The sequence below is a fragment of the Prauserella cavernicola genome, from assembly GCF_016595675.1.
GTDB classification, from domain to species: domain Bacteria; phylum Actinomycetota; class Actinomycetes; order Mycobacteriales; family Pseudonocardiaceae; genus Prauserella_A; species Prauserella_A cavernicola.
In genome coordinates this window covers 155,633-178,688 of sequence record NZ_JAENJH010000001.1, presented here as the reverse complement: position 1 = coordinate 178,688, position 23,056 = coordinate 155,633, and the positions used below count along the sequence as shown (strand labels likewise).

Here is a 23,056-nt window from a genome sequence, read left to right as displayed (position 1 = left end):
GCGACGACGCGGCAAGGGCCTAGCCTGAACGCCATGACCGCCAACCCGGCAAGCGCCGAGGAGCTCGACTTCCTGTCGTTCGTGGACTTCGCGGTGGCGAAGACGACCCGCGAGCTGGGCGCCGTGGATCCCGAGGCGATGCGACTCGTGCTCACGCTGCACCGGCTCACGAGCGCGCTCGTCTACGACCTCGAGTCGGCCGTGCACCGGCCACGCGGGCTGAGCTGGCCGGGTTTCCGCGTGCTGTTCGTGCTGTGGCTGGCGGGCCCGCTGGAGTCCAAACGCGCCGCGCAGCTCTCCGGGATGAGCCGCGCGGCCGTGTCCGCACTCGTCAACACCCTCGAGAAGGGCGGGCTCGTGGAGCGGCGGCAGGCCGAACACGACCGCAGGGCCGTGCTGCTGGAGCTCACCGAGGCGGGCCACGACACGATCACCCAGGACTACCAGGCGCACAACGAACGCGAGCAGGCCTGGGCCGAGTCGCTGAGCCACGAGGAACGCACGACGCTCATCGGCCTGCTCCAGAAGCTCATGACCGGTGCCGCCGCCTCGGAGGCCAAGCGCCGGTTCTGAGCCGCGGCGCTCAGCGGCGGCGCAGCCCGCGCGCGGCGGCTCCCGCACCGAACGCGATGAGCAGCATCGTCAGTGCCCACCGGCGTTTCTCCTCTGTCGGCGTGAGCAGGTCGGTCGCCGTGTCCTCCGGCGGGGGCGGAGGAGGTGCGGCCCCCGCCGGAGGCGGCGCCGGAGCCGGGGGCGGCGGCTCCGGGGTCTCGGGTGGTGTCGCGGGCGGCGGCCGCGACACCGACGGCGCCGGACTCATCGTGGGAGTCGGGGTGGGTGTCGGCGTGCGGCTCGGGCCTGGCGTCGGAGTCCGAGTCGGAGTCGGGGTCGGAGACGGCGGAGTGGTCGGCGGGGGCGGTGAAGGCGGTGGGGCCGGCTCCGGGATCAGGAGACAGCCCGTGGCGTCGGAGGCGCGCAGGGCAGGACCCGACGACACCTCGGCGACCGGACCGGCGTCGGTGAGCGGGATCCGGTAGAGCCTGGCGCGCCCGCCCGCCAGGCTGGCCAGTGCGTACAGCGCGCCGTCGGGACCGAACGAGACCGCACCCCACGACGTGCCCGGCGGCAGTGCGGGCGTGTCCACCACCGCAGTGGCTCCGGTGCGGGGATCGACGCGCACCACCACACTGCGCGGATAGCCGGGTCCGACGCCGTAGAGCAGTCCCGTGCGCGGGTCGGCGTCGAGATCGTCCAGCTCGCCCGCCGCTCGGGAGGACAGCCGCACCTCGCCGGTCACGCGCAGGAATCCCGGACTACCCCGATCGACGTCCACTGTGTACAGAGTGTGGTTCTTTGCTACGTACCAACGGTTTCCGACGACCGTTGCGGCCCTGGGCGCGACGAGGCCACCCCACTGCTCCACCGGAGCCCGCCCGGCGACGGTGAGCCTGCCGACCCGGTCGAACACCACCACGTGCCGCCCCGCCACGCCGTAGACCAGCTCCTGCTCGCGTGCGTAGCCGATCGCGTTGACGGAGTACTCGAGCACGCGAAGGGGCGTCACCTCACCACCGGGCAGGTCGACCCGGCTCAGCCGCGAGGGCCCGCCAGTCCACCGGTTCTCCACGCGCAGGCTCGGGCACCACGGCTCCGGATCGGGCCCGGCTCCCGCGAGCGGCGGCGCACTCCCGCCCAGCAGGACCAGCACCGCGAGCCCGAGCGGCAAGCGGCTCGACACGCCGTCAGCCCAGCCGCTCGCGGGCCAGCTCGAACGCCTCCGGCCCCAGCTTCGCGTCCTCGCCGAACGGGTTCTGCAGCTGGTAGATCGCGAACAGCAGCAGCATGATCATGCCCGCGAGTGTGGTCACGAGGATCATGTGCGTCATCAGCTTCGTGCCGCCGAAGAGGTTGGACAGCACCACCGTGATGAAGCTGCCGAGCCCGAGTACGAACCACACCACGGGCCCGAGCCCACGGTCGGTGGACTCGGCCACCCTGGCCTCGCGCTCCTCGTACACGGCCACCAGCTGGGTCTGTGCCTCGGCCTTGCGTCCCGCCTCCCATTCGTCGCCGGTGTCGATGCGCGCTCCCGCGATCGCGGCCCGCAGTTCGTCGAGCTGTGTCCATCCGGGACCGTCCACCTCCTGTTCGCGTTGCAACTGCGGCCATTCCCGCTCGATCACGGTGTCCGTGTAGTCCCTGGCCAGCCCGAGCACCTCGGAGCGCGCGGGCTCGGGCAGCGCGTCCGCCGCCCACGCCATCGCGACCAGGGAGTGCGACTCCGTGCTCGCGCCCTCACCGGCCTGCGTGACGCCGTCGAACAGCGAGATCAGCACGAACGACACCAGCACCGCCTGCAGCCCGCCGACGATGGTGAACACCTGCCCGGCCGCCTCGTTGTTGTCGGGACGGCCCTCGTCCAGCCCGATCCGGCGCACCAGAAATGCGATTCCCGCGCCGAGCGCGACGGCACCGGCGACCCACAGCAAACCGGCGATGTACACATTGAACACGGATTTCCTTCCTCAACGGAAAGCGATATCCGAAGGCTAATTACCGGACCCCGGGAGCACAAGAACGAACCGGAATAACTCGGTAGGTAATAGTCGACAGCCGCCGAATCGGCGACGAGCCGGGCACGGGAGGACCCGAACAGCGCAGTGCCGCACGTGCACTCACCCGGCGTGACAAGCCCTGACAGACCCCCGAGCGCGACCCGCCCGGCCCAGCGCGCTCACCGATCGTCGATCGGAACTCGCCCGCTCGGCCCAGCCATCTGGCATCCGGCGCGACGACACGCCGCCACCCGGGGTGCGGCTCTACTCAGCACAGCACCGCAAGCCCTCGAACGGAGGGAGCATTTTCGATCTTTTCCGTTGATTCATCCGGGGCGTTTCGTAACTGCACCTTCGGGCGACTGTACGGTCCGCGACGCCCGCTGATAGTGTCTTTTCCATCGGCATTCGATTCGACATTCACGCCGGTTGCGAAATCCCAATTACGAAACCTTCCTCACTGCGCACAGAAATGGTGGTGTGAATTGTGACGGTGACAGAACCCGGCCCCGGGGCCGAGCAGGACGCCCAGCTCAGCCTCGGCACGGCCGCGGCACGCAACCTGGCGACCACGACCAAGACCGAGCCGCAGATGCAGAGCATCTCCTCGCGCTGGCTGCTGCGCCTGCTGCCCTGGGTGCAGGCCGCGGGTGGGGTGTACCGCGTCAACCGGCGGCTCACGTGCGTGGTCGGCAACCGGCGCGTGACCTTCACGGGCACGGCGGGCGATCTGCGCGTGGTCACTCCGGAGCTGCGGGAGTTCGCCGTGCTCCGGGAGTGTCCCGACAGCGCCGTGCTGGACGCGCTGGCGGACAGGTTCGAGCAGCGCGAGTACGCGGCCGGCGACGTGATCGCCGAGTTCGGCGCGAGCGCCGACGAGGTGGTGCTGATCGCGCACGGCAAGGTGAACCGGATCGGACCTGGCGAGTACGGCGACCATGTGGTGCTCGACGTGCTCGCCGGCGGCGAGTACTTCGGCGAGGAGTGCCTGACCGAGCCGGACGCGCTGTGGGAGTTCACGGCCAAGGCGGTGACGGCATGCACGGCGCTGGCACTGCCACGGGCCGCGTTCGAGGAGCTGCTGGAGCGCTCCCCCGAGCTGCGCGGCCACGTCGAGAGCGTGCGGGACGGCGTCGTCGCGGCGGCCAACGAGCACGGCGAGGCGTCGGTGGAGGTGACCTCGGGGCACGAGGGCGAGGTGGCCCTCGCGGGCACCTTCGTGGACTACGAGCTCCGTCCGCGCGAGTACGAGCTGAGTGTCGCCCAGACGGTGCTGCGCGTGCACACCCGCGTCACCGACCTCTACAACCAGCCGATGAACCAGCTCGACCAGCAGCTGCGGCTCACCATCGAGGCACTGCGCGAGCGCCAGGAGAACGAGGTCGTCAACAACCGCGGCTTCGGACTGCTGCACAACGCCGACCCCGCGATGCGCAGGCCGACCCGCTCGGGACCGCCGACGCCCGACGACCTCGACGACCTGCTCGCCCTGGTGTGGAAGGAACCCACGTTCTTCCTGGCCCACCCGCGCGCGATCGCCGCGTTCGGCAGGGAGTGCAGCCGCCGGGGGCTCTATCCGTCCAGTGTGGACGTCTCAGGCAACAGCGTGCCCGCGTGGCGGGGCGTGCCGATCTTCCCGTGCAACAAGATCCCGGTGAGCCGCACCCGCACCAGCTCGATCCTGCTGGTGCGTGCCGGCGAGGAGAACCAGGGAGTGGTCGGCCTGCACCAGACCGGGCTGCCCGACGAGTACCGGCCCGGCTTGTCCGTGCGCTTCATGGGCGTCGACGACCGGGCCGTCACGTCCTACCTCGTCACGGCCTACTACTCGGCCGCAGTGCTCGTGCCGGACGCGCTCGGCGTGCTCGAAGGCGCAGAGTTCGGCCGGGAGAGCTGACCAGCCGCCACACCACCGACCCCGAGGAGGAGCTCCGGTGACCATCACCGACGAGGCCGCCCCGCGCCAGAGCCTCGCGCCACGCGCGGCGCGCAACCTGGCCACCACCACCAAGTCCGTGCCGCAGATGCAGGGCATCTCGCCGCGCTGGCTGCTGCGCGTGCTGCCGTGGGAGGAGGCCACCGGCGGCGCCTACCGGGTCAACCGGCGGCTCACCTACACCCTCGGCGACGGCCTGCTCACGTGTGTCAACACCGGCTCCGAGGTCTCGGTGATCGCGGCCGAGCTGCGTGAGCTGCCCGCCCTGCGCGGGGTCGCCGACGAGGCGGTGCTCGCCGCGCTCGCGAACCGGTTCGACCAGCGCGAGTACCAGCGGGGCGACGTGCTCGCCGAGGCCGGTCGCGAGACCGGCGAGGTGCTGGTGCTCGCGCACGGCAAGGTCAGCACCATCGGCACCGGCGAGTACGGCGGCGAGACCGTGCTCGACGTGCTCGCCGACGGCCAGGTCGTCGGCGAGCGCTCGCTCGCGGATCCGGCGGCCGTCTGGGACGTCACCGTCAAGGCCGTCACGCCGTGCACCGTGCTGGCGCTGTCGCGACAGGCGGTGGCCGAGGTCGCCGACGCGGCTCCGGCGCTGCGGGCCCACCTCGACACGGTGCGCGAGCAGGAGCCGCCCGCGCACAACAAGCAGGGCGAGGCCTCGATCGAGCTGGCTTCCGGGCACGAGGGCGAGATCGCGCTGCCGGGTACGTTCGCCGACTACGAGACCGTCCCGCGCGAGTACGAGCTCGCCGTGGCCCAGACCGTGCTGCGCGTCCACAGCCGCGTCACCGACCTCTACAACCAGCCGATGAACCAGCTCGACCAGCAGCTGCGGCTCACCATCGAGGCACTGCGCGAGCGCCAGGAGGCCGACCTGGTCACCAACCCGGACTTCGGCCTGCTGCACAACGCCGACCTGCGCCAGCGCATTCACACCCGCACCGGCCCGCCCACGCCGGACGACCTGGACGAGCTGATCAGCAGGCGCCGCAAGACCCGCTACCTGCTCGCCCACCCGCGCGCGATCGCCGCGTTCGGGCGGGAGTGCACCCGGCGCGGCGTCTACCCGGAACCGGCGGCGATCGAGGGCACGGCCGTCGCCGCGTGGCGCGGCGTCCCGCTCCTTCCGTGCGACAAGATCCCCGTCTCGCGCACCGGCACCAGCTCGATCATCGCGATGCGCACCGGCGCCGACGACCAGGGCGTGATCGGGCTGCGGCAGACCGGAATCCCGGACGAGTACCGGCCGGGGCTGTCGGTGCGCTTCACCGGCATCGACGACAGGGCGATCCTGTCCTACCTCGTCAGCGCCTACTACTCCGCCGCCGTACTGGTCCCCGACGCGCTGGGCGTGCTCGAGCACGTCGAGATCGGACGGTGAGCCATGGCCACCCCGACGGCGGTGCACATCCGCACCACCACGGAGATCCTGACCGACACTAGGTCCACTGTGGACCCCGAATTGCGGGACGCGGTGAACACGCTGCCGCCCCCGATGCGGCATCTCGGCGGCTACCACCTCGGCTGGTGGGACGAGCACGGCACCGAGGCGTCCGCACCGGCTGGCAAGGCGCTGCGGCCCGCGCTGGTGCTGCTGGCGGCCGAGGCCGTCGGCGGCAGGGCGGGCCGCGCGCTGCCCTCTGCGGTCGCCGTGGAGCTGGTGCACAACTTCTCGCTGCTGCACGACGACGTGATGGACGGCGACGTCACGCGCAGGCACCGGGCCACCGCGTGGAGCGTCTTCGGGGCCAGCCCGGCGGTCCTGGCCGGAAACTCACTGCTGGCGCTGGCCTACGAGGTGCTGGTCGCGGGTGGTGCGGGCAGCGAAGCCGCGCGGACGCTGGGGGCGGCCGTGCAGGACCTGATGGCCGGCCAGCACGCCGACCTCGACTTCGAGGACCGCACCGACGTCACACTGCCGGAGTGCGCGCGCATGGCCGAGCAGAAGACGGGCGCGTTACTGGGCTGCGCCTGCGCGCTCGGTGCGCTCGCGGGCGGCGCCCCGGCCGAGCAGGTGTCGCTGGTGGGCCGCTTCGGGCAGCGGCTGGGCCTGGCGTTCCAGATCGTCGACGACCTGCTGGGCATCTGGGGCACGGAGGCCGTCACCGGCAAGCCCGCGTACTCGGACCTGCGCAACCGCAAGAAGTCCCTGCCCGTGGTGGCCGCGCTGACCTCCGGCACGGCGGCGGGCGGCGAGCTGGCGCGGCTCTACGCCGGCTCCGACCCGATCGAGGGCGACGACCTGGTGCGGGCGGCGGAGCTGATCGCCGCCGCCGGCGGGCGCGGCTGGTGCCAGGCGCGGGCCGACGCGCTGCTGGACCAGGCGTGGCGCGACCTCACCACCGCCGGGGTCGTGCCGAGAGCCACGGCCGAGCTGGGCGCGCTCGCCCGGCTCGTCACCCAGCGCGACCACTGACACCGCACCGCGAACGACAGCGCCGACGACACCGAGGAGCGCGAACCGATGCCCTTCACCGCAGCGCAGAGCATCATGGCGGCGAACCGGCCCGGCGGGCCGGGCGCCGACGAGGTGCTCGTGGCCGACGAGCTGCTCACCCCCGGAGGTCCACCGGTGCCGTGCCCCGCCTCTGTGCTGCTGGCCGGTGAGCTGCGCAGGCGCGGCGTGCCGGCGGTGCGCGACCGGATGTGGCTGGACCACACGTCCCGCCACCGCGACCACGAGCTGATCCTGTGCGCCCTTCTGCCCGCGCGGGACGGGCGGCACGCGGGGCTCGGCCTGGCAGCCACCCGTGAGAACGGGGTGCCCGCCGAGGTGGTGTCGGCGGCGGGCGCGGCGATGGCGGCGTGCCTGGCGGCCGCGGGCCCTCGCACCGTTCTGCTCGCCGCGCCCCGCTCGTTCTGCGCCGGGGTGGAACGGGCGATCGAGATCGTGGAGCGTGTGCTCGCCGACCGGGGAGCACCGGTGTACGTGCGCAAGCAGATCGTCCACAACCGTCATGTCGTGCACGGCCTGGAGCGGCGCGGCGCGGTGTTCGTGGACGAGCTCGACGGCGTGCCGGACGGGGCGACGGTGGTGTTCTCCGCGCACGGCGTGTCCCCCGCGGTGCGCGCCGAGGCCGCGCGCAGGCGCCTCGACGTCATCGACGCGACGTGCCCGCTCGTGACGAAGGTGCACGCGGAGGCCCGGCGCTTCGCAGCGCGCGGCGACACGGTGGTGCTCGTCGGGCACGACGGGCACGAGGAGGTGGAGGGCACGCTCGGCGAGGCACCGTCGCGCACCGTGCTCGTGCAGAACGCCGAGGAGGCCACCCGGCTCGAGGTGCCCGACCCGCAGCGCGTGTCGTACCTGACGCAGACCACGCTCGCGGTGGACGAGACCGCCGAGGTCGTCGACGCGCTGCGGGCCCGCTTCCCCGCGCTGCGAGGCCCCGTCTCCGACGACATCTGTTACGCCACCACCAACCGTCAGCGCGCGCTCGCCGCCATCGCCCGCGAGTCCGATCTGGTGCTCGTGGTGGGCTCGGCGAACTCGTCCAACTCGGCCCGGCTCGTCGAGCTGGCACAGCGGCACGGCACGCGGGCGCACCTGATCGACGACGCGGGCGACGTCGAGCCATCCTGGCTCGCCGGTGCGGGCGTCGTGGGCGTGACGGCCGGTGCCTCGGCGCCGCCGAAGCTCGTGGACGACGTGCTCACCGCCCTCGGCGGGCTCGGCCCCGTGACCGTCGCCGAACGCGAGCTCACCACCGAGACCGTCCACTTCGCGCTCCCGCCCTCGGTCACGGGCAGGTGAGGCACCGCAACTGCCGGGTCCAACGGCCCTACCGCCCACGGCGTCCTGCCCTCACCGTGGATCTGGATCTTCGACCACGGGGGCTGCGCGTGATGCTCGACTCGTTCGGTCTCGAGGTACTCCACCGCGACGAATGCGTCGCGTTGCTCACCGTGGCCGACCTGGGCCGGGTGGTATTCACCCACCACGGGTTGCCTGCCGTGCAACCGGTGCGGTTCGTGCTCAGGGACGGAGCGGTGTTCTGCGCCGTGCCCGGCGGCAGCGCGCTGTACGCGGCCGCACGCGGCACCGTGATCGCGTTCGAGGCCGAGCTGTTCGCCCCCGATCTCAGCGGCGGCTGGTTCGTCACCGTGGTCGGCCGGGCGGGCGAGCCACGCGAGGAGGACCTCACCACCGGGCTGCCCGAGCTGTCGTGGCAGCCCAGCCCCGGAGACCGGTACCTGCGCATCCCGCTGGAGCGGATCTCGGGGCGCCGGGTGTGACGCGGATGCCGCTCTGCCAACGGTTTTCGCGGTTCCGGGTGGGCACACCACGCGCATAGACTCTTCTCGAGCACGACAGCGCCGGCCGAGTTGGGGGCGTCGTGAAGAACACCAGTTATCCACCACCCGCTCACCGCGGTGCGCGCCCGTGCGGCCCACCGGAGCGAACACGGTGTTGCCCGGGCCAGGCCCCGGTACCAAGCTGGAACGGACGGCGCGCCTGTCGCGCGGTCAGGAGAATGAGCCATGACGATCTCGGTGTTCCTGCTCGACGACCACGAGGTGGTGCGCGCCGGACTGCGCACGGTGCTGGAGGCCGAGGGCGACATCCACGTCACGGGCGAGGCGGGAACCGCCGCCGAGGCGCTCGCCCGCATCCCGGAGGTGCTGCCGGACGTGGCGATCCTCGACGTGCGGCTGCCCGACGGCGAGGGCGTGACCGTGTGCCGCGACATCCGCACCTCGATCGAGGTGCCTCCCGCGTGCCTGATGCTGACGTCGTTCTCCGACGACGACGCGCTGTTCGGCGCCGTGATGGCGGGCGCGTCGGGATATCTGCTCAAACAGGTCTCCGGCACGGCGGTGGTGTCGGCGGTGCGCACGGTCGCGAGCGGCGGCTCACTGCTCGACGCGCACCTGACCGAGTCGGTGCTGAACCGCCTGCGCGGCGAGCAGCAGCCCGATCCCCGCTACGCCACGCTCTCCCCGCAGGAACGCAGAGTGCTCGATCTGGTCGCGAAAGGACTCACCAACCGCCAGATCGCCGAACAGCTCGTGCTGGCCGAGAAGACGGTCAAGAACTACGTGTCGTCGCTGCTGCACAAACTCGGCTTCGAACGCCGCACGGAGGCCGCCGTGTTCGCGACCAAACGCCGTCAGCCGTTCGGCCGCTGAACCGCCGCCGCACCACCGTGCCGGCGCTCCAGCACCTCGCGCACCCGGCGACGCGGGCTCTGCGGCACCGGCTCCGCCGGGTGGCCCACACGCATCAGCAGCTGCGGGTGGCCGGGCAGGCACAGGTCGTCGATGAGCGCCGACCGGGCCTCGGACAGCTGGAAGGGCTGGGTCTGCACGGCCGCGGCGAGGCCCATGTCCACCGCGGCGAGCCACGTGTGCTCCATCGCGATCCCCGTGCGCAGGTGGTCGGCACGGGTGTCGTCGGGGGTCAGGAACACGAGCACCGTCTCCCTGCTCAGGCGCCGCGCCAGCGTCTCCCGGTCCGGCAACGCGGTACCGGGGCGCACCAGACCGGCCCACGGCAGCGTGGACGCGGCCAGCGTCGCGCTCGCGATCCCGGCGCCGAACCCGAGCCCCAGCTCGTCCTCGTGGAACGTCCACATCGCCAGCTCACGCTGGTAGCCCTCGTCATGGCGCAGCGCGGCCCCCGCGTACTCCAGGACGTCGGCGAGCGCGGCCAGCTCCTCCGCCCCGCGCAACGGCCGGGCCCGCACCCCCGCCAGCGGCGAGGCCGCGACGAGGTCGTCGAGGTCGTAGTCGGAGACAGACTGGCCGGTGAACGCGTGGCGGTAACTGCGCCTGCGTGCGATCGCCGAGTAGCGGTGCAGGTCCTTGTCACTGGGCACCCGCGCGCCGGTCACCGCCACGCGGGCGATCAGCTCGGGCCGCGCCGGGTCGGGCAGCAGCTCGACCCGGGTGGCCCAGCCGAGCACCCGCATCCCCAGCTGGAGATGGGTGATCGCGCCACCGCACGAAATGGCGCGATCCCGCCCGTGCGGGTCGTGGTAGGGCACGGCGAGGTCGCCGCGCTCGAACAGCAGCGCCTCACCGTCGGGCAGTTCCAGCGCCCAGGGCTGGATGTTGTGCACCGACGGCGCGTGAACGACCGCTCGGGCGAGGACGTCGATCTCGCCGGCAGACCACTCGTACGCCGTGGTTCCCATGCTTGGAGAATCGCGCACTCACGCCCCGTCAGCACCATCCGGAAGTCCTCTCCCCTAGGGTCTTCCGGCCCTCAGCCTGGACAAGGCCCCATTCGGCCCGATGTACGGGGCCACCAGGAGCGCTATCGTGATGAGGGTGTCCATTCGAGTCTTCCTCGTCGACGACCACGAGATCGTGCGCCGCGGCTTGGCCGACCTCCTCGACGACGAGTCCGACATGGAGATCGTCGGTGAGGCCGCCTCGGTGAGCGAGGCCCTCACCCGGATCCCCTCCTCCGGCGCCGGGGTGGCCGTGCTGGACGTGCGGCTGCCCGACGGCAACGGGGTGGAGCTGTGCCGGGACCTGCTGTCGCGCGTGCCCGGCCTGCGCTGTCTGATGCTGACGTCCTACGCCGACGACGAGGCGCTGTTCAACGCCATCATGGCCGGCGCCTCCGGATTCGTGCTCAAGCAGGTGCTCGGCTCGGACCTGGTCTCCGCCGTGCGCACCGTCGGCTCGGGCGGCTCGCTGCTGGACAGCCGCACCACCGCGGCGCTGATGAACCGGATCCGCCGCGAGCGCGTCGAGGCCGACCCGGTGGCGGCGTTGTCGGAGCAGGAACGCGCGGTGTTCGACCTCATCGGCGAGGGACTCACCAACCGCGAGATCGCCGAACGGCTCTTCCTCGCCGAGAAGACCGTCAAGAACTACGTGTCCCGCCTGCTCGGCAAGCTCGGGATGCAGCGAAGGACGCAGGCCGCGGTGCTCGCGACCGAGCTGCGCCGTTCGGGGGGCCCGAAGCCGAAGGTGGAGTAACGCAGCGGCCAGGTTCAGCGCAGCGGCGCCCGCCACAGCACCTTGGTGCCGCTCTCCCGGCCACCCCCACGGCCACTGATGACCGCGGAGCCGCCGCACTGCCGGGCCCGCTGCTCCAGGTTGTCGAGTCCGCTGCGCTTGCCGCCGGGCGGGATGCCGACGCCGTTGTCGAGGACCTCGATGCTCAGCTCCTCGGAGTTGGCATCCACGGCCACGGACACGTCGTCCCCGCCGGAGTGGCGCAGCGCGTTGCTCAGCGCCTCGCGCAGCACCGCCTCCGCGTGCTCGCCGACCTGCGGCGGCACGAAGGTGTCGACCGCGCCGGAGATGCGCATCGACGGCGAGACCACCGAGTCGGCCGTGAGGTCGGCCGCCACGTCGAGCAGCCTGCGCCGCAGGCTCGTCGGCTTGTCCGCGACGGTGGTGTGCAGGTCGAAGATCGAGGTGCGGATCTCGCGGACCGTGCGGTCGAGCTGTTCCACCGAGTGCTGCACCCGGCCGCGCGCGTACTCGTCGCCGATGCGGCGCAGCGTGCCCTGCAGGCTCATGCCCGTGGCGAACAGCCGCTGGATCACGTGGTCGTGCAGATCCTGGGCGATGCGGTCGCGGTCGGCGAGCAGGTCGAGCAGGCGCTGGTTCCGCAGTTTGTCGGCGAACTCCAGCGCCACGGCGGCCTGGTCGGCCAGCGACGCCAGCATCGGCAGCTGTTCGGCGACGAACGCGGACGCGCCCTTGGACCGCGCGACCAGCAGCAGGCCACCGGCCCCGGCCGCGCTGCTCAGCGGAACGGCCACGGCGGGACCGAACCCGCTCGAGGCGACCCTCGGTTCCGTCAGCGCTGACGACAGGTCGGTGAGGATGCGCGGATCGCCCTCGCGCAGGATCCGGGCGATCGTCGAGTCACCGCTGGTGTCCACCGCCAGTCCGGCGAGTTCCTGGGCGCGTTGCCCGGACACCACGCTGACCGACACGACGTCGAGGGACTCGTCACCTGGCAGCAGCAGGAACGCGTCCTCCGCGCCTGCCAGTTCGCGCACGCGCCGCACCACCAGCGCCAGCGTGGCGTCCACCGACGCACCGCCCAGCAGCTCGCCGTTGATCTCGGCCACCGCGCCCAGCCAGCGCTCCCGCATCCGGGACTTCTCGAACAGCCGCGCGTTGTCCACGGCGACCCCGGCCGCCGCGGCGAGCGCCTGCAGCACCACCTCGTCGTCGGCGGTGAACTCGGCACCGTCGCGCTTCTCGGTCAGGTAGAGGTTGCCGAACACCTTGTCCCGCACCCGGACGGGCACACCGAGGAAGCTGTGCATCGGCGGATGGTTGCGGGGAAAGCCCACGGACGCCTGGTGTTTCGACAGGTCGGCGACCCGCACCGGGCGCGGGTCGTCGATGAGCACCCCGAGCAGTCCCCTGCCCTCGGGCAGATGCCCCATCTCGGCTCTGGTCGGCTCGTCGATGCCCACGTAGACGAACTCGGAGAGGCCGCCGTCGTCGGACAGCACACCGAGCGCACCGTACTGCGCGTCGACCAGGTCCACCGCAGCCTGCACGATGCGCTGCAGGGTGGAGTCCAGCTCCAGTCCGGTCGCGACGGCGAGCACGGCGTCAAGCAGACCCTGCAACCGGTCGCGGGTCTTGACGATCTCGGCGAGGCGTTCCTGTACCTCGTGCAGCAACTCGTCCAGCCGCAGCCCCGCGAGCGCACTCGCCTCGGGTTTGCGGCCGTGGTCTTCGGACGGCGTCGGGTCTCTGGGCATGTCGCCTCCGATCGCGCAATGGCCCCCTGCTTCTCGCCACCATTGACATCGAACGCAGCGACTACGTTATGCCGAGGAACCGTCCCGCTCAAGCACCGCCGTCGCGTCCGAGCCGCAGCAGCAGCTGCGGGCTCCCACCGAGGCGGCAGGCACGCACCACGCGCTGGCGGAACTCGCGGAACTGGAACGGGCTGATGCTGGGGGCCACGGTGAGGCCGAGAGTCCGCGCCGCGAGCGAGGCCTCCTGCATCGCCGTCCCCGCGAGCAGCTGATCCCTTCTCCCGTCGGAAGTCGTGACGACGAGCAGTCCCGCCTCCAGCGTCTGCTTGCGCTGCCCCGTCGCCCCCGCCGACAGCGGCACCAGCCGCACACCGGCCATCGTGCCCGTGCGCAGCACCTCGGCCAGCACCTCCTCGGACAGCTCGGCCGGATCGACCGGCACACCGGGCTCGCCGCGGTCGAAGATGGCCTGGAACCGGCGGACGTCGGCACTCGTCGGCCGGTGCCGCCCTGTAGCCGCCACCCCGGCCACCAGCTCGGGCCTCGCCGGATCACCGAGCAACTCCGTCTCGGTCAGCCAGCCCAGCATCCTGGCGGCCACGACCACGCCCGCCAGTGCGGCGCCGCACGCGATCACCCGGTCCCGGCCGACGCCGTCATGCGTCCAGCTCGACGCGCCGAACCGTTCGGACAGCTCCGCCCGGTGACCGCGCACCTGCAGCGTCCACGGACTGCCGACCCCGCACGGAAAGGAGTGCATCGCGGCGCGGACCAGCACGCCACGCTCCTGTCCCGACCACGCGTGTGGTGCGGGGCGGGCGAGCAGGGTCGTCGACGTCATCGGCACGCTCCTTCCGCTGTGGTGTCACCGGACCCAGGATCGGGCACCTGCGGGGGCACGGGCAGCGGCAGTCGTCCCCGGCCACCAGGGCACAAGGTCCCTAGCGAGCCGGCCGACCGTCCACAATGGTGTGGTGTGCGCCCGTCAGCGCGTGCCATCGGGCCCCGGGCCCGGAAAACACGTACCGTGCGTAGTGAGCGTCGAAGATCGTGCACGAAGGGCGACGATGACCGCGAACACGGCTTCGGTCGAGCGCATGGGGACGGGTGACCTCATGACGCTGGCCTCCGACCTGGGCGTTCCGCCCATGCAGATCGCCGGGATCCTGGTGCTGGACGGCGGCTCCGGGCTCGACCCCACCACGGTGCGCAAGACCGTGGCCGAGCGCGCGCGGGGCATTCGCCGGTTCCGCCAGCGGCTGGTGCACGCGCCGATCGGGCTCGGAAGGCCGTACTGGAGCGACGACGCGGGTTTCGCGATCGAGAACCACTTCCGGCACGTGGTCTGTGCGCGGCCGGGCGACGACGACGCGCTGCTCGCCGTCGCGACCGACGCCGTCACCGCACGCCTGCCCCGGGATCGCCCGCTGTGGGCGGTCACCTTCGTGACGGGACTCGCGGGGGGCCACGCGGCGCTCGTGTACGTGGTGCACCACGTGCTCACCGACGGCATCGGCGGTCTCGCCGCGCTGGCCCGCATGGCCGACGGCATGCCGGTGGACGACGACCCGGCGTTCCCGCGCCGCGCCCCGGGCAGGGCCCAGCTGTTCACCGACATGGTCCGGGACCGCGCCGACGCGGTGCGCGCGCTGCGGCACCTGCCGGGCAGGATCGTGGGCGGGCTGCGCGAGCTACGGCTGCGGGAGCGGTCGGCGGCGCCGCGCTCGTCGCTGAACCGGCCGACCGGGCCCCGCAGGCGGTTCGCCGTCGCGCGCGCCGACCAGAAGGCCGTCCGCGCCACCGCGCGGGCGCACGGCGGGATGCTCAACGACGCGGTGCTCACCGCCTCGACCGGCGCCCTGCACCGGCTGCTGCGCGCACGCGGCGAGCGCGTGAACGACCTCGTGGTGTCGATGCCGGTGTCCACACGCGGTCGGGACGCGGGAGCCCATCTGGGCAACCACGCGTTCTCGGTGCCGATCGACCTGCCCGCCGCCGGCGAGACACTCGACCGCCTGGCGACCACCTCCTGGCTGACCCGCCACCGAGTGGGCAAGGCCAGGGGCGCGTCAGGCATGCTGGTGAGCCCGGTGTTCCGGCTGCTGGCCAGGCTGCGGCTGCTGCAGTGGTTCGTCGACCACCAGACAGTGCTGTCGACGTCGATCACGTACCTGCGCGGGCCGGTGACGCGGCTGTCGTTCCTCGAGGCGCCGATCCGGGACGTCATCCCGATCTCCACGGTCAAGGGCAACATGACCGTGTCCTTCGTGGCACTGTCCTACGGCGGCACGCTGACGGTCACGGCGGTCACCGACCCCGAGCAGGTCGACGACCTGCCGGTGCTGATGGACGCGCTGCGCGCCGAACTGGCGGTACTGGAGAACGGAGAGGGAAGGGAGCGCGGGTGAACGACGCCGGGCCGATCATCGCGGGTGTCGACGGATCGCCGGCGGCGCTGCGGGCCGTGCGGTGGGCCGCCGACACCGCCGCCCAGCACCGCGTTCCGCTGCACCTGGTGCATGCGGCGGGCTATCCCGACCTCTACACCGGCGAGAGCGTGCCGCCGCCCGCGCGCTTCACCGAGGACCTGCGCCTGCAGCGGTGGGAGTTCCTGCACGCGGCCCGCGAGGTCGCCGCCGAGACCAGCGGGGTGGAGATCCACACCGTGTTCGAGCCGGACCCGCCGATCCCGTCGCTGATCCACACGTCGCGGGCGGCGCGCATGATCGTGCTGGGCTCCTCCGGGCACAGCGGTCTCTACGGCCTGCTCATCGGGTCGACGACACTCGCGCTGGTCACGCACGCGCACTGCCCGGTGGTCGCCGTGCGCGGCGACGCGACGCAGGTTCCCGAACGCGGCGACCCGCGTCCCGTGGTGGTGGGCATCGACGGCAGCCCGCTCAGCGAGCGCGCCATCGGCTACGCGTTCGACGAGGCGTGCTTCCGCGATGTCGAACTGGTGGCCGTGCACACGTGGAGCGACGCGGACACGGCGGTGTTCAGCGAGGCGCGCAGGCACTTCGACTGGGAACCGGTGCGCGACACCGAGGAGCGCAGGCTCGCCGAGCGGCTCGCCGGCTGGCGCGAGCGCTACCCGGACGTGCACGTGCGGCGGGTGCTGGCCAAGGACCGCCCCCGGCACGAGCTGCTGGACTGGAGCCGCAGGGCGCAGCTCGTGGTGGTCGGCAGCAGGGGCCGCGGCGGGTTCCGCGGCATGCTGCTCGGCTCGACCAGCCAGGCACTGGTCCACAACGCCGAGTGCCCGGTGATGATCGCCAGGCCGCTGCCGGCCCAGTCCGCCTGAGCCGAACACACCGCCGCTCCGGTTGTCGCTAGGTTGCGAGGCATGGACCTCGATGACGACCCCGCCTCCGAACCCCGCTGGCTGAACGCGGACGAACTCGACACCTGGATGGCGTTCAGCGGCATGCTCCTGGTCCTGCCGGGCGCGCTCGACGCGCAACTCCAGCGCGACGCCGACCTGACGCTGTTCGGGTATCTCGTCCTGGCCGGTCTCAGTGACGCCCCCGAGCGAACGCTCCGGATGAGCGCGCTGGCGACCTTGGCCAACGGATCGCTCTCCCGGCTCTCCCACGCGGTGGCCAGGCTGGAACGAGCGGGCTGGGTGGAGCGGCGGCCCTGCCCCGACGACGGACGGTTCACGATCGCGACCCTCACCGACGACGGCGCCGCCAAACTCCGGGCGACCGCGCCGGGACACGTCGAGGCCGTACGCCGGCTGGTCCTCGACGTGATCGGCACCGACGACCTCGATCGGCTCGGTGCGATGTCGAAGCAGGTTCTCCTGGCCGTCACGGGGAAATCGGCGATCGCCTAGCCGCTCAGCCCAGCGAGATCTCGCGGTCGGCGCGCCCGATGGCCACCGGATCGTGACTGGCGATGAGCACGCAGGCGCCGCCGTCGGCGGCCGCGCGCAGCACATCGAGCACGAGTTCGCCGCGGCGGCGGTCCTGGTGGGACGTGGGCTCGTCGGCCAGCACCAGCGACGCCCCCGCGGCCAGCGCCCTGCCGACCGCGGCGCGCTGCTGCTCTCCCCGCGAGGTCTCCCCCGGCAGCCTGCCCGCGAGCACGTCCAGGTCGAGCGCCGCGAGCAACGCCGCGAGATCGGCGCCGCCCGTACTGCCGCGGCGGCGGGCGGCGAACGCGAGGTTGTCCGCGATGCTGAGCTCCTCGAGCAGGCTGATCGACTGCGGCACCACGCCGACGTGCTCCCACGGCTGCTCGGCCATCGCCACGTCCGCCAGCGGCGGGTGCGGGATCACCTCGCCCTCGTCCGGGGTCTCCCAGCCGCCCGCGATCATCAGCAGGGTGCTCTTGCCCGAGCCGGACGGCCCGGTGAGCACGGCGAGCTCACCGGGGACGAGCTCGAGACTGGTCGGGGCCAGCGCCGCTGTGCTCCCGTAGTCCTTGCGCACGCCGGACACCGTCAGGATCGGCCTCGCGCTCATGCCCGCTCCCTGCGCTCGCCGTCGACCAGGTCGATCACCTCGTCGGCCACGGCGAGGACCTCCGGGTCGTGGGTCGTGACGACGACCGCGTGCCCGCGTGCGGCGAGCTCACGCAGCGCACCCACGACGAGCCCGGTGGCGGCGCGGTCGAGCTGGGCGCTCGGCTCGTCGGCCAGCAGCACGGGCGGCTCGCCCGCCGCGGCGAAGGCGAGCGCGACGCGCTGCTGCTCGCCGCCCGAGAGCTGTGCTGGCCGGTGCCCGGCCCGGTCGGCGACGCCGAGCGCCTCCAGCACCGCGGCCGAGCCGCCGCCGGTACCGTCCCCGCCGCGCAGCCGCGCGCCGAGGGCGACGTGCTCGGCGACGGTCAGGTAGCCGAGCAGGTTGTCGGCGGGATCCTGGAAGACGTAGCCGATGCGGGCGCGGCGCAACGCCCGGCGCCGCCGGGTCGACAGTGCCGTGGTCACCACGCCCTCGACCTCGACGCTGCCCTCGTCGGGCCGGTCGAGGCAGCCGAGGATGCGCAGCAGCGTGGACTTGCCGGAACCCGACGGGCCCGCCAGCACGGTGACCGCGCCGCGCGACGCCGTCAGCGACACGTCGGCCAGCGCGCGCACCGGCGCGTCGTCGACGGGATAGCTGTGGCTCACCCGGCTACAGCTCAGCGCGTGGTCAGCGGGTGTCACGCAGCACCTCCGAGGGCCGGGCGGCCGAGGCCGCACGCTGGGCCGCCGCCGAGGCCAGCACCGCGGTGAGCGCGGTCGCCACCGCCAGCACGGCGACCACGGGCCACGGCACGGCCACGAGCGTGCCGGGTGCCGTGCCCGGGTCGAGGTCGTAGTCCGCCGCGGTCAGCGCGATCACGACGGCGGCGAGCGCGGTGCCCGCGGCGAACCCGGCCAGCAGCAGACCGCCGACCTCGAGCAGCAGCGCCCGCCAGTGCGCCGCCGCTCCGACGCCCATCCGGCGCAACAGCACCGAGGCACTGCGCCGGGCCCGCGAGCGCGCGTCGAGGTAGAGCAGCAGGCCCACCACGATCACCACCCCGGTGAGCAGCGAGACGGCGGCCAGGAAGTCGAACGTGTAGGTGATCCCGGCGTAGACGCCGCTGGCCTGCACGTCCTCGGCGCGGGCGACCGCGCTCACGGGCAGCCCCGCCGCCGAGGCCGCGGCCACGATCTCGTCGGGATCGCCGCGTGCCCACAGCTGAGACTGGGCCGTCGGCGCCAGCTCCTCGAGCAGAGCGCGGTCGACGAGCACCAGCGGATAGCCCGCCTGTTTGCCCGGCAGCTGCGCCACGGCGGTGAGCGTCAGTTCGCGGTGCCCGTCCCTGATCGTGAGCACGCTCCCGGCGTCCTCGGCCGCCACCCCGGCGACGGCGGCGCCGCCCGGCTCGGCCACGCGGTCGAGCAGCTCGGTCAGCGCCGGTCCCGGCAAAGCGGGATCCCAGAACGCGGCAGCCGCGAAGGTCTCCGGGTCCACGCCCAGCACGTGCACGGTGGTGTCGCCGAGCCGCGCGTCGACGTAGCGCGTCACGACACCGGCGCGCCCGGCCAGCTCCGGCGGCACGGGTGCCCGCTCCTCCAGCGTCAGCACGGCGTCGGCACCGACGATCAGCTGGCTCTCGGCGTGCATCGTGCGGTCGACCGAGCCGGTGACGGTGGCGCCGAACCCGGCGAGCGCGACGGGCACCGCGACGGCGCCGACGAGCACCGACGCCACGAGCGGCGCGGCGCTCACCCTGCGCAGCGCGAGGAACGCCGCGGGTCTGTTCATGGTCAGCGCGCGGGTGCGCAGCCTCGTCAGCACCCACCGGACGAGCCGGGCGCCGAGCATCGCGAGCCCGATGGCCAGCAGCACCGGCGCGACGATGAGCCGGGGCGGGATCCGGGCCACCGTGCCCACGGCCTCGGCGGCACGCACCTGCACGTCGGAGTCGAGCGCGAACCAGCACGCCACCGCCGCGCCCAGCGGCAGGACCTCCCACGGCACACGCGCCCAGCGCCGGTGCCGTGCAGGCCGCGTGTCGTGCAGCCGCCCGGCCCGGAACCCGGCGACACCCGCGACCGCCGCGAGCGCGGCCACCAGAGCCACCGCGGCCGCCACGAGCGACGCCCTCGTGGCTCCCGGTGTCACCAGTGGGCTCGGCCCCACGGCCGCGACGAGTCCGTGCGCGCCCGCCCAGCCCGCGACGGCGCCGAGCACCACCGCACCCGCCGTCTCCAGCGCCGCCTTGCCGCCGAGCGCGACCGGCCCCACCCCGCGCGCCGAGAGCACGGTGAGCTCCGCCCGCCGCCGGTCGGCCCAGAACGCGCCCGCCGCCGCGGCGATCACCAGCCCGGCGAGCGTGCCGGCCGCCGCGAGTGGCACCACCGTTCCGGTCAGCGCGGCCAGCACCAGCTCGGAGCGGTTGACCATGTCGCCCAGCGACGAGGTGAACGCGGCGCCGTACGGTGCGGAGTCGTCGAAGATGCCGGGTTCCGGCGAGGCGACGGTGGTCGCGCGCAGCCGGTCCAGCCCCTCGGCGGTCGGCCGCCCGCCGACGGTGGTGAGTCCCTCGGTGTCGACGGCCCGCTCGATGCGCATCCCCGCGTCGCCGTTCTCGGCGACGGAGAGCACCTCGTCGCGCGGCGCGAGTGCCACCGGGTACACCGGGGCGTTGCCGAGCGGCGTGCCGTGGATCGTCTCGCGCAGGCTGCACCAGTACGGCTGCTCGGGCACCGAGCGCAGGTCTCGGAACACCGCGGCCACGCGCGTACTCGTTCCCCCGTCCTCACCGAACAGCGTTACGCGGTCCCCGGCGGAAAGCCCCTGCGTGCGCGCGAACCGGTCCGGCAGCCACACACCGGGCCCGTCGCCGCCCTCGACGACATCGACGTGCCCGGCGAAGCCGTCGCGCGCCACGAGGGTCACCACCGACTGGTCGGGGTCCGCCGCGGGCGACACGGCCGCCCCGGTGGACAGCGTCACCACGGGCTCGCTCAGGTGCGGCAGGTCCCGGGTCTGCTCGCGCACGGTGTCCACGCGCCGGTCGACGAGCTCGGCTCCGGTCGGGTCATCGGGCGCCTCGGGGGTCGGCGACATCGGCACGGCGGCCGAGAGTTGCAGTCCGGACTGCCACGAGCACGACGCGTCGGTGAGCTGCCGCAGTGTCGCGTTGCCCGCCGAGGCGAGGAACAACGGGGCCGCGGCGGCGGGCAACGCCACGAGCAGCGCCGCCGCGGCGACGGCCAGCGCGACGACGGGCCTGCGCAGCAGCATGAGCGGCGCGCGCGACCACGGCGTCGGCATCCCCCAGCGACTCACCCGGCCGAGTCTGTCAGCGCGGCACCAGCAGCACCCACACGGGCCCCGTGGCCCGCGGCAGCGGGTCGCCCGCCGCGGTGGTGAAGGTCGTGCCCTCGCCCGCCGACGGACGCGACCAGGTGCCCTCGAACGCCCGGCCATCGCGCAGCACGGTGACCGCGCCGGTGCCGACCGTGCGCGCGACCGGCGAGAGCGAGCCCGCCGCGTCCTCGACCTGGGCGCCTGCCCTGGTCGCGACCCGCTGCACCACCACCGTGTGTGCCGAGGCCTGGCCCGCTTCCGTGGTCAGCAGCGGAGAGCCGTCGAGCGAGACCTGCCAGCGCCGCTGCTGCGCGGCCCACCGGAAGTCGTACGTGGCGGCCTGGAACCTCGCGGTGTGGTGGCCTTGCGGCGTGCCGCCCTCGGGCGCGGGGCCGATGGGCAACACGTGATCCGGTCCCGGACCGGAGCCCGTGGGCAGCCGGTCCGGTCTGACGAACAGGTTGTGCGGCATCGGCCGCGCGGGATCCCGGAAGTACGCACCGGGCACACGCTGCTCGGAGGCGGCCGTGAGCGGGGCGCGGCGCAGCATCGGCAGCAGTTCGGGCGCCACCCCGGAGAAGGCGAGCGTCGGATGGCCGTACTGGGCCAGCAGCTCCACGTCGGTCTCCCTGGCGCTGCGCACCGGGCCGACGACCTCGGGCATCCGCGACGAGTACACGGCGGCGAGCCGGGTGAGCCCGCCCTCGACCGGCTCGACATAGACGACGTCGGCCGAGGCCAGCCCGGTCTGCGGCCGGGCGGCGGCGACGTTGTCGATCTTCACGGCGAGCACCCGTTCGGAGGGCGCGGGAGCCCGCGTCTCGGACTGCCCAGGCTCGGCGCGGGGCGGAGCGGGCCGTGCCGACTCTCCGTCACCACCGCCGAACAGCAGCAGCGCGGCCACGGTGGCCCCGACGACCAGGAACACCAGCACGGAAGCCAGTAGTTGACGCAGCGGCGTGGTGAGCATCGCGCGGCCTCCTCCCGGCTGCGGTCACCCCTTCACTGAAGCAGACCCCGGGGGCCGGCGCTGCCCCCCGTTCGGCCGGTTCTCCAGCACGGCGGCGCCCTCGACCCCGCCCTCGGCGAGGTCGGCGAGCGCGCGGTCGGCACGGGCCAGCGCGTAGGGCGTGGTCGTGACCCGCAGCCGGTGCTCACCGGCGAGGCGCAGGAACTCGCGGGCGTCGGCGCGGGTGTTGGCGGTGACGCTGAGCAACCTGCGTTCCTGAAACAGGTGGCGCTGGTAGTCGAGCGGCGGAATGCCGCTGAGGTGGATACCGGCGACGGCGAGCGTGCCGCCCCGGTCGAGCGCGGCGAGCGCGACGGGGACGAGTGCGCCGGAGGGGGCGAACAGCAGCGCCGCGTCGAGCGGTTCCGGCGGCGGGCCACCGGGCGGGCTCGCCGAGGCGGCGCCGAGCCGCAACGCCAGTTCCCGCGCCCTCGGACTGCGGGTCAGCACGTGCACGGTGGCGCCCTCGGCGAGCGCGAGCTGCGCGGCGAGGTGGGCGCTCGCGCCGAAGCCGTAAACGCCGAGCCTGCCGCCCTCGGGCAGTTCGGTGCGGCGCAATGCGCGGTAGCCGATGATGCCCGCGCACAGCAGTGGCGCCAGTTCGGCGTCGGAGTAGCCCGGCGGCAGCCGGTGGGCGTAGCCGGCGGGCACGGTGGTGTACTCCGCGTAACCGCCGTCGGCGTCCCAGCCCGTGTACACCGACTCCGGGCACAGGTTCTCCGCGCCACGCAGGCAGTAGTCGCAGTGCCCGCAGGTGCCGCGCAGCCACGCGACGCCCACGCGCTCGCCGGGTACGAATCCGCCGGCCGCCGCCTCACCCGCCGTGACGACCTCGCCGACCACCTCGTGGCCCGGCACGACCGCCCGCCGATGCTCGGGCAGGTCACCTTCGGCGAGATGCAGGTCGGTGCGGCACACGCCGCAGGCGCGCACGCGCAGCAGCAACTCGTCCGGCCCCGCGCGGGGCACCGGGATCTCGTGCTCGGTGAGCGGCCGGGAGGTCATCGGCCCGGGGTGGCTCACCCGCCACGCGCGCATCGAGGACGGCACACCGGTCACGGCTCACCCCC

At 73.3% G+C, this 23,056-nt stretch carries 21 protein-coding genes; 11 read left to right on the top strand and 10 right to left on the bottom strand.

From position 1 onward, the window contains the following. The first annotated feature begins 33 nt into the window (after positions 1-33). Complete coding sequence (locus JHE00_RS00810; protein ID WP_200313713.1) at positions 34-573, top strand: MarR family winged helix-turn-helix transcriptional regulator; 540 nt, start codon at positions 34-36, stop codon at positions 571-573. A gap of 10 nt (positions 574-583) precedes the next feature. On the opposite strand, the gene JHE00_RS00805 is transcribed toward JHE00_RS00810, so the two are convergent. Beyond that, positions 584-1,738, bottom strand: coding sequence for a DUF6923 family protein (locus JHE00_RS00805; RefSeq protein WP_200313711.1), 1,155 nt, complete (start codon positions 1,736-1,738; stop codon positions 584-586). A 4-nt stretch (positions 1,739-1,742) separates the two neighbouring features. Further along, positions 1,743-2,513, bottom strand: coding sequence for a bestrophin-like domain (locus tag JHE00_RS00800; RefSeq protein ID WP_200313709.1), 771 nt, complete (start codon positions 2,511-2,513; stop codon positions 1,743-1,745). Positions 2,514-3,042: 529 nt separating this feature from the next. Between JHE00_RS00800 and JHE00_RS00795 the strand changes: the two genes are divergently transcribed. The 6 genes from JHE00_RS00795 to JHE00_RS00770 all read left to right on the top strand — a co-directional run bounded on the left by JHE00_RS00795 (position 3,043) and on the right by JHE00_RS00770 (position 9,624). Further along, a complete protein-coding gene (locus tag JHE00_RS00795; RefSeq protein ID WP_200313707.1) occupies positions 3,043-4,452 on the top strand; it encodes a family 2B encapsulin nanocompartment shell protein in 1,410 nt (469 codons plus the stop codon). 37 nt (positions 4,453-4,489) lie between these two features. Then, positions 4,490-5,875 carry a family 2B encapsulin nanocompartment shell protein gene (locus tag JHE00_RS00790; protein WP_307831763.1) on the top strand — a complete coding sequence of 462 codons (1,386 nt, stop codon included), beginning with the start codon at positions 4,490-4,492 and terminating at the stop codon, positions 5,873-5,875. Between the two features lie 3 nt (positions 5,876-5,878). Further along, positions 5,879-6,910, top strand: a complete 1,032-nt coding sequence (locus tag JHE00_RS00785) for a family 2 encapsulin nanocompartment cargo protein polyprenyl transferase (protein ID WP_200313705.1) — start codon at positions 5,879-5,881, stop codon at positions 6,908-6,910. Between the two features lie 48 nt (positions 6,911-6,958). Then, entirely contained in the window at positions 6,959-8,248 is a 1,290-nt protein-coding gene (gene ispH / locus JHE00_RS00780; protein WP_307831762.1) for a 4-hydroxy-3-methylbut-2-enyl diphosphate reductase, read from the top strand. Positions 8,249-8,340: 92 nt separating this feature from the next. Then, entirely contained in the window at positions 8,341-8,730 is a 390-nt protein-coding gene (locus tag JHE00_RS00775) for a pyridoxamine 5'-phosphate oxidase family protein (protein ID WP_200313703.1), read from the top strand. A gap of 246 nt (positions 8,731-8,976) precedes the next feature. Further along, positions 8,977-9,624, top strand: a complete 648-nt coding sequence (locus JHE00_RS00770) for a response regulator (protein WP_200313701.1) — start codon at positions 8,977-8,979, stop codon at positions 9,622-9,624. On the opposite strand, the gene JHE00_RS00765 is transcribed toward JHE00_RS00770, so the two are convergent. Beyond that, positions 9,606-10,631 carry an Acg family FMN-binding oxidoreductase gene (locus tag JHE00_RS00765; protein WP_200313699.1) on the bottom strand — a complete coding sequence of 342 codons (1,026 nt, stop codon included), beginning with the start codon at positions 10,629-10,631 and terminating at the stop codon, positions 9,606-9,608. The genes JHE00_RS00770 and JHE00_RS00765 overlap by 19 nt on opposite strands. 136 nt (positions 10,632-10,767) lie before the next feature. On the opposite strand from JHE00_RS00765, the gene JHE00_RS00760 reads away from it, so the two are divergent. Next, positions 10,768-11,427, top strand: coding sequence for a response regulator transcription factor (locus JHE00_RS00760; RefSeq protein WP_307831761.1), 660 nt, complete (start codon positions 10,768-10,770; stop codon positions 11,425-11,427). A gap of 14 nt (positions 11,428-11,441) precedes the next feature. On the opposite strand, the gene JHE00_RS00755 is transcribed toward JHE00_RS00760, so the two are convergent. Then, positions 11,442-13,184, bottom strand: a complete 1,743-nt coding sequence (locus tag JHE00_RS00755) for a GAF domain-containing sensor histidine kinase (RefSeq protein ID WP_200313695.1) — start codon at positions 13,182-13,184, stop codon at positions 11,442-11,444. An 88-nt stretch (positions 13,185-13,272) separates the two neighbouring features. Beyond that, on the bottom strand, positions 13,273-14,025 hold the full coding sequence (locus tag JHE00_RS00750) for a hypothetical protein (protein ID WP_200313693.1): 753 nt from the start codon (positions 14,023-14,025) through the stop codon (positions 13,273-13,275). A 226-nt stretch (positions 14,026-14,251) separates the two neighbouring features. Here JHE00_RS00750 and JHE00_RS00745 point away from each other — a divergent pair, with 226 nt between their 5' ends. Genes JHE00_RS00745 through JHE00_RS00735 form a run of 3 tightly spaced genes read left to right on the top strand, consistent with a single transcriptional unit; the run spans position 14,252 to position 17,022 of the window. Next, entirely contained in the window at positions 14,252-15,592 is a 1,341-nt protein-coding gene (locus tag JHE00_RS00745; protein WP_200313691.1) for a wax ester/triacylglycerol synthase domain-containing protein, read from the top strand. Further along, positions 15,589-16,488 (top strand): universal stress protein, encoded by a 900-nt coding sequence (locus tag JHE00_RS00740; protein WP_307831760.1) that lies wholly within the window; start codon positions 15,589-15,591, stop codon positions 16,486-16,488. The genes JHE00_RS00745 and JHE00_RS00740 overlap by 4 nt, the downstream gene beginning before the upstream one ends. 42 nt (positions 16,489-16,530) lie before the next feature. Then, positions 16,531-17,022, top strand: coding sequence for a MarR family winged helix-turn-helix transcriptional regulator (locus JHE00_RS00735; protein WP_200313689.1), 492 nt, complete (start codon positions 16,531-16,533; stop codon positions 17,020-17,022). A gap of 4 nt (positions 17,023-17,026) precedes the next feature. On the opposite strand, the gene JHE00_RS00730 is transcribed toward JHE00_RS00735, so the two are convergent. Genes JHE00_RS00730 through JHE00_RS00710 form a run of 5 tightly spaced genes read right to left on the bottom strand, consistent with a single transcriptional unit; the run spans position 17,027 to position 23,024 of the window. Further along, on the bottom strand, positions 17,027-17,653 hold the full coding sequence (locus tag JHE00_RS00730) for an ATP-binding cassette domain-containing protein (protein WP_200313687.1): 627 nt from the start codon (positions 17,651-17,653) through the stop codon (positions 17,027-17,029). Continuing rightward, complete coding sequence (locus JHE00_RS00725) at positions 17,650-18,336, bottom strand: ABC transporter ATP-binding protein (RefSeq protein WP_200313685.1); 687 nt, start codon at positions 18,334-18,336, stop codon at positions 17,650-17,652. Before JHE00_RS00725 ends, JHE00_RS00730 begins: the two co-directional genes overlap by 4 nt. Then, the gene (locus JHE00_RS00720) at positions 18,323-20,956 is read right to left on the bottom strand and encodes an ABC transporter permease (protein ID WP_307831759.1); all 2,634 of its coding nucleotides are present in this window, start codon (positions 20,954-20,956) and stop codon (positions 18,323-18,325) included. The genes JHE00_RS00725 and JHE00_RS00720 overlap by 14 nt, the downstream gene beginning before the upstream one ends. Before the next feature lie 13 nt (positions 20,957-20,969). Then, positions 20,970-21,947, bottom strand: coding sequence for a DUF3048 domain-containing protein (locus JHE00_RS00715; RefSeq protein ID WP_200313683.1), 978 nt, complete (start codon positions 21,945-21,947; stop codon positions 20,970-20,972). Between the two features lie 24 nt (positions 21,948-21,971). After that, positions 21,972-23,024, bottom strand: coding sequence for a zinc-binding alcohol dehydrogenase family protein (locus JHE00_RS00710; RefSeq protein WP_200315707.1), 1,053 nt, complete (start codon positions 23,022-23,024; stop codon positions 21,972-21,974). Positions 23,025-23,056 lie beyond the last annotated feature (32 nt).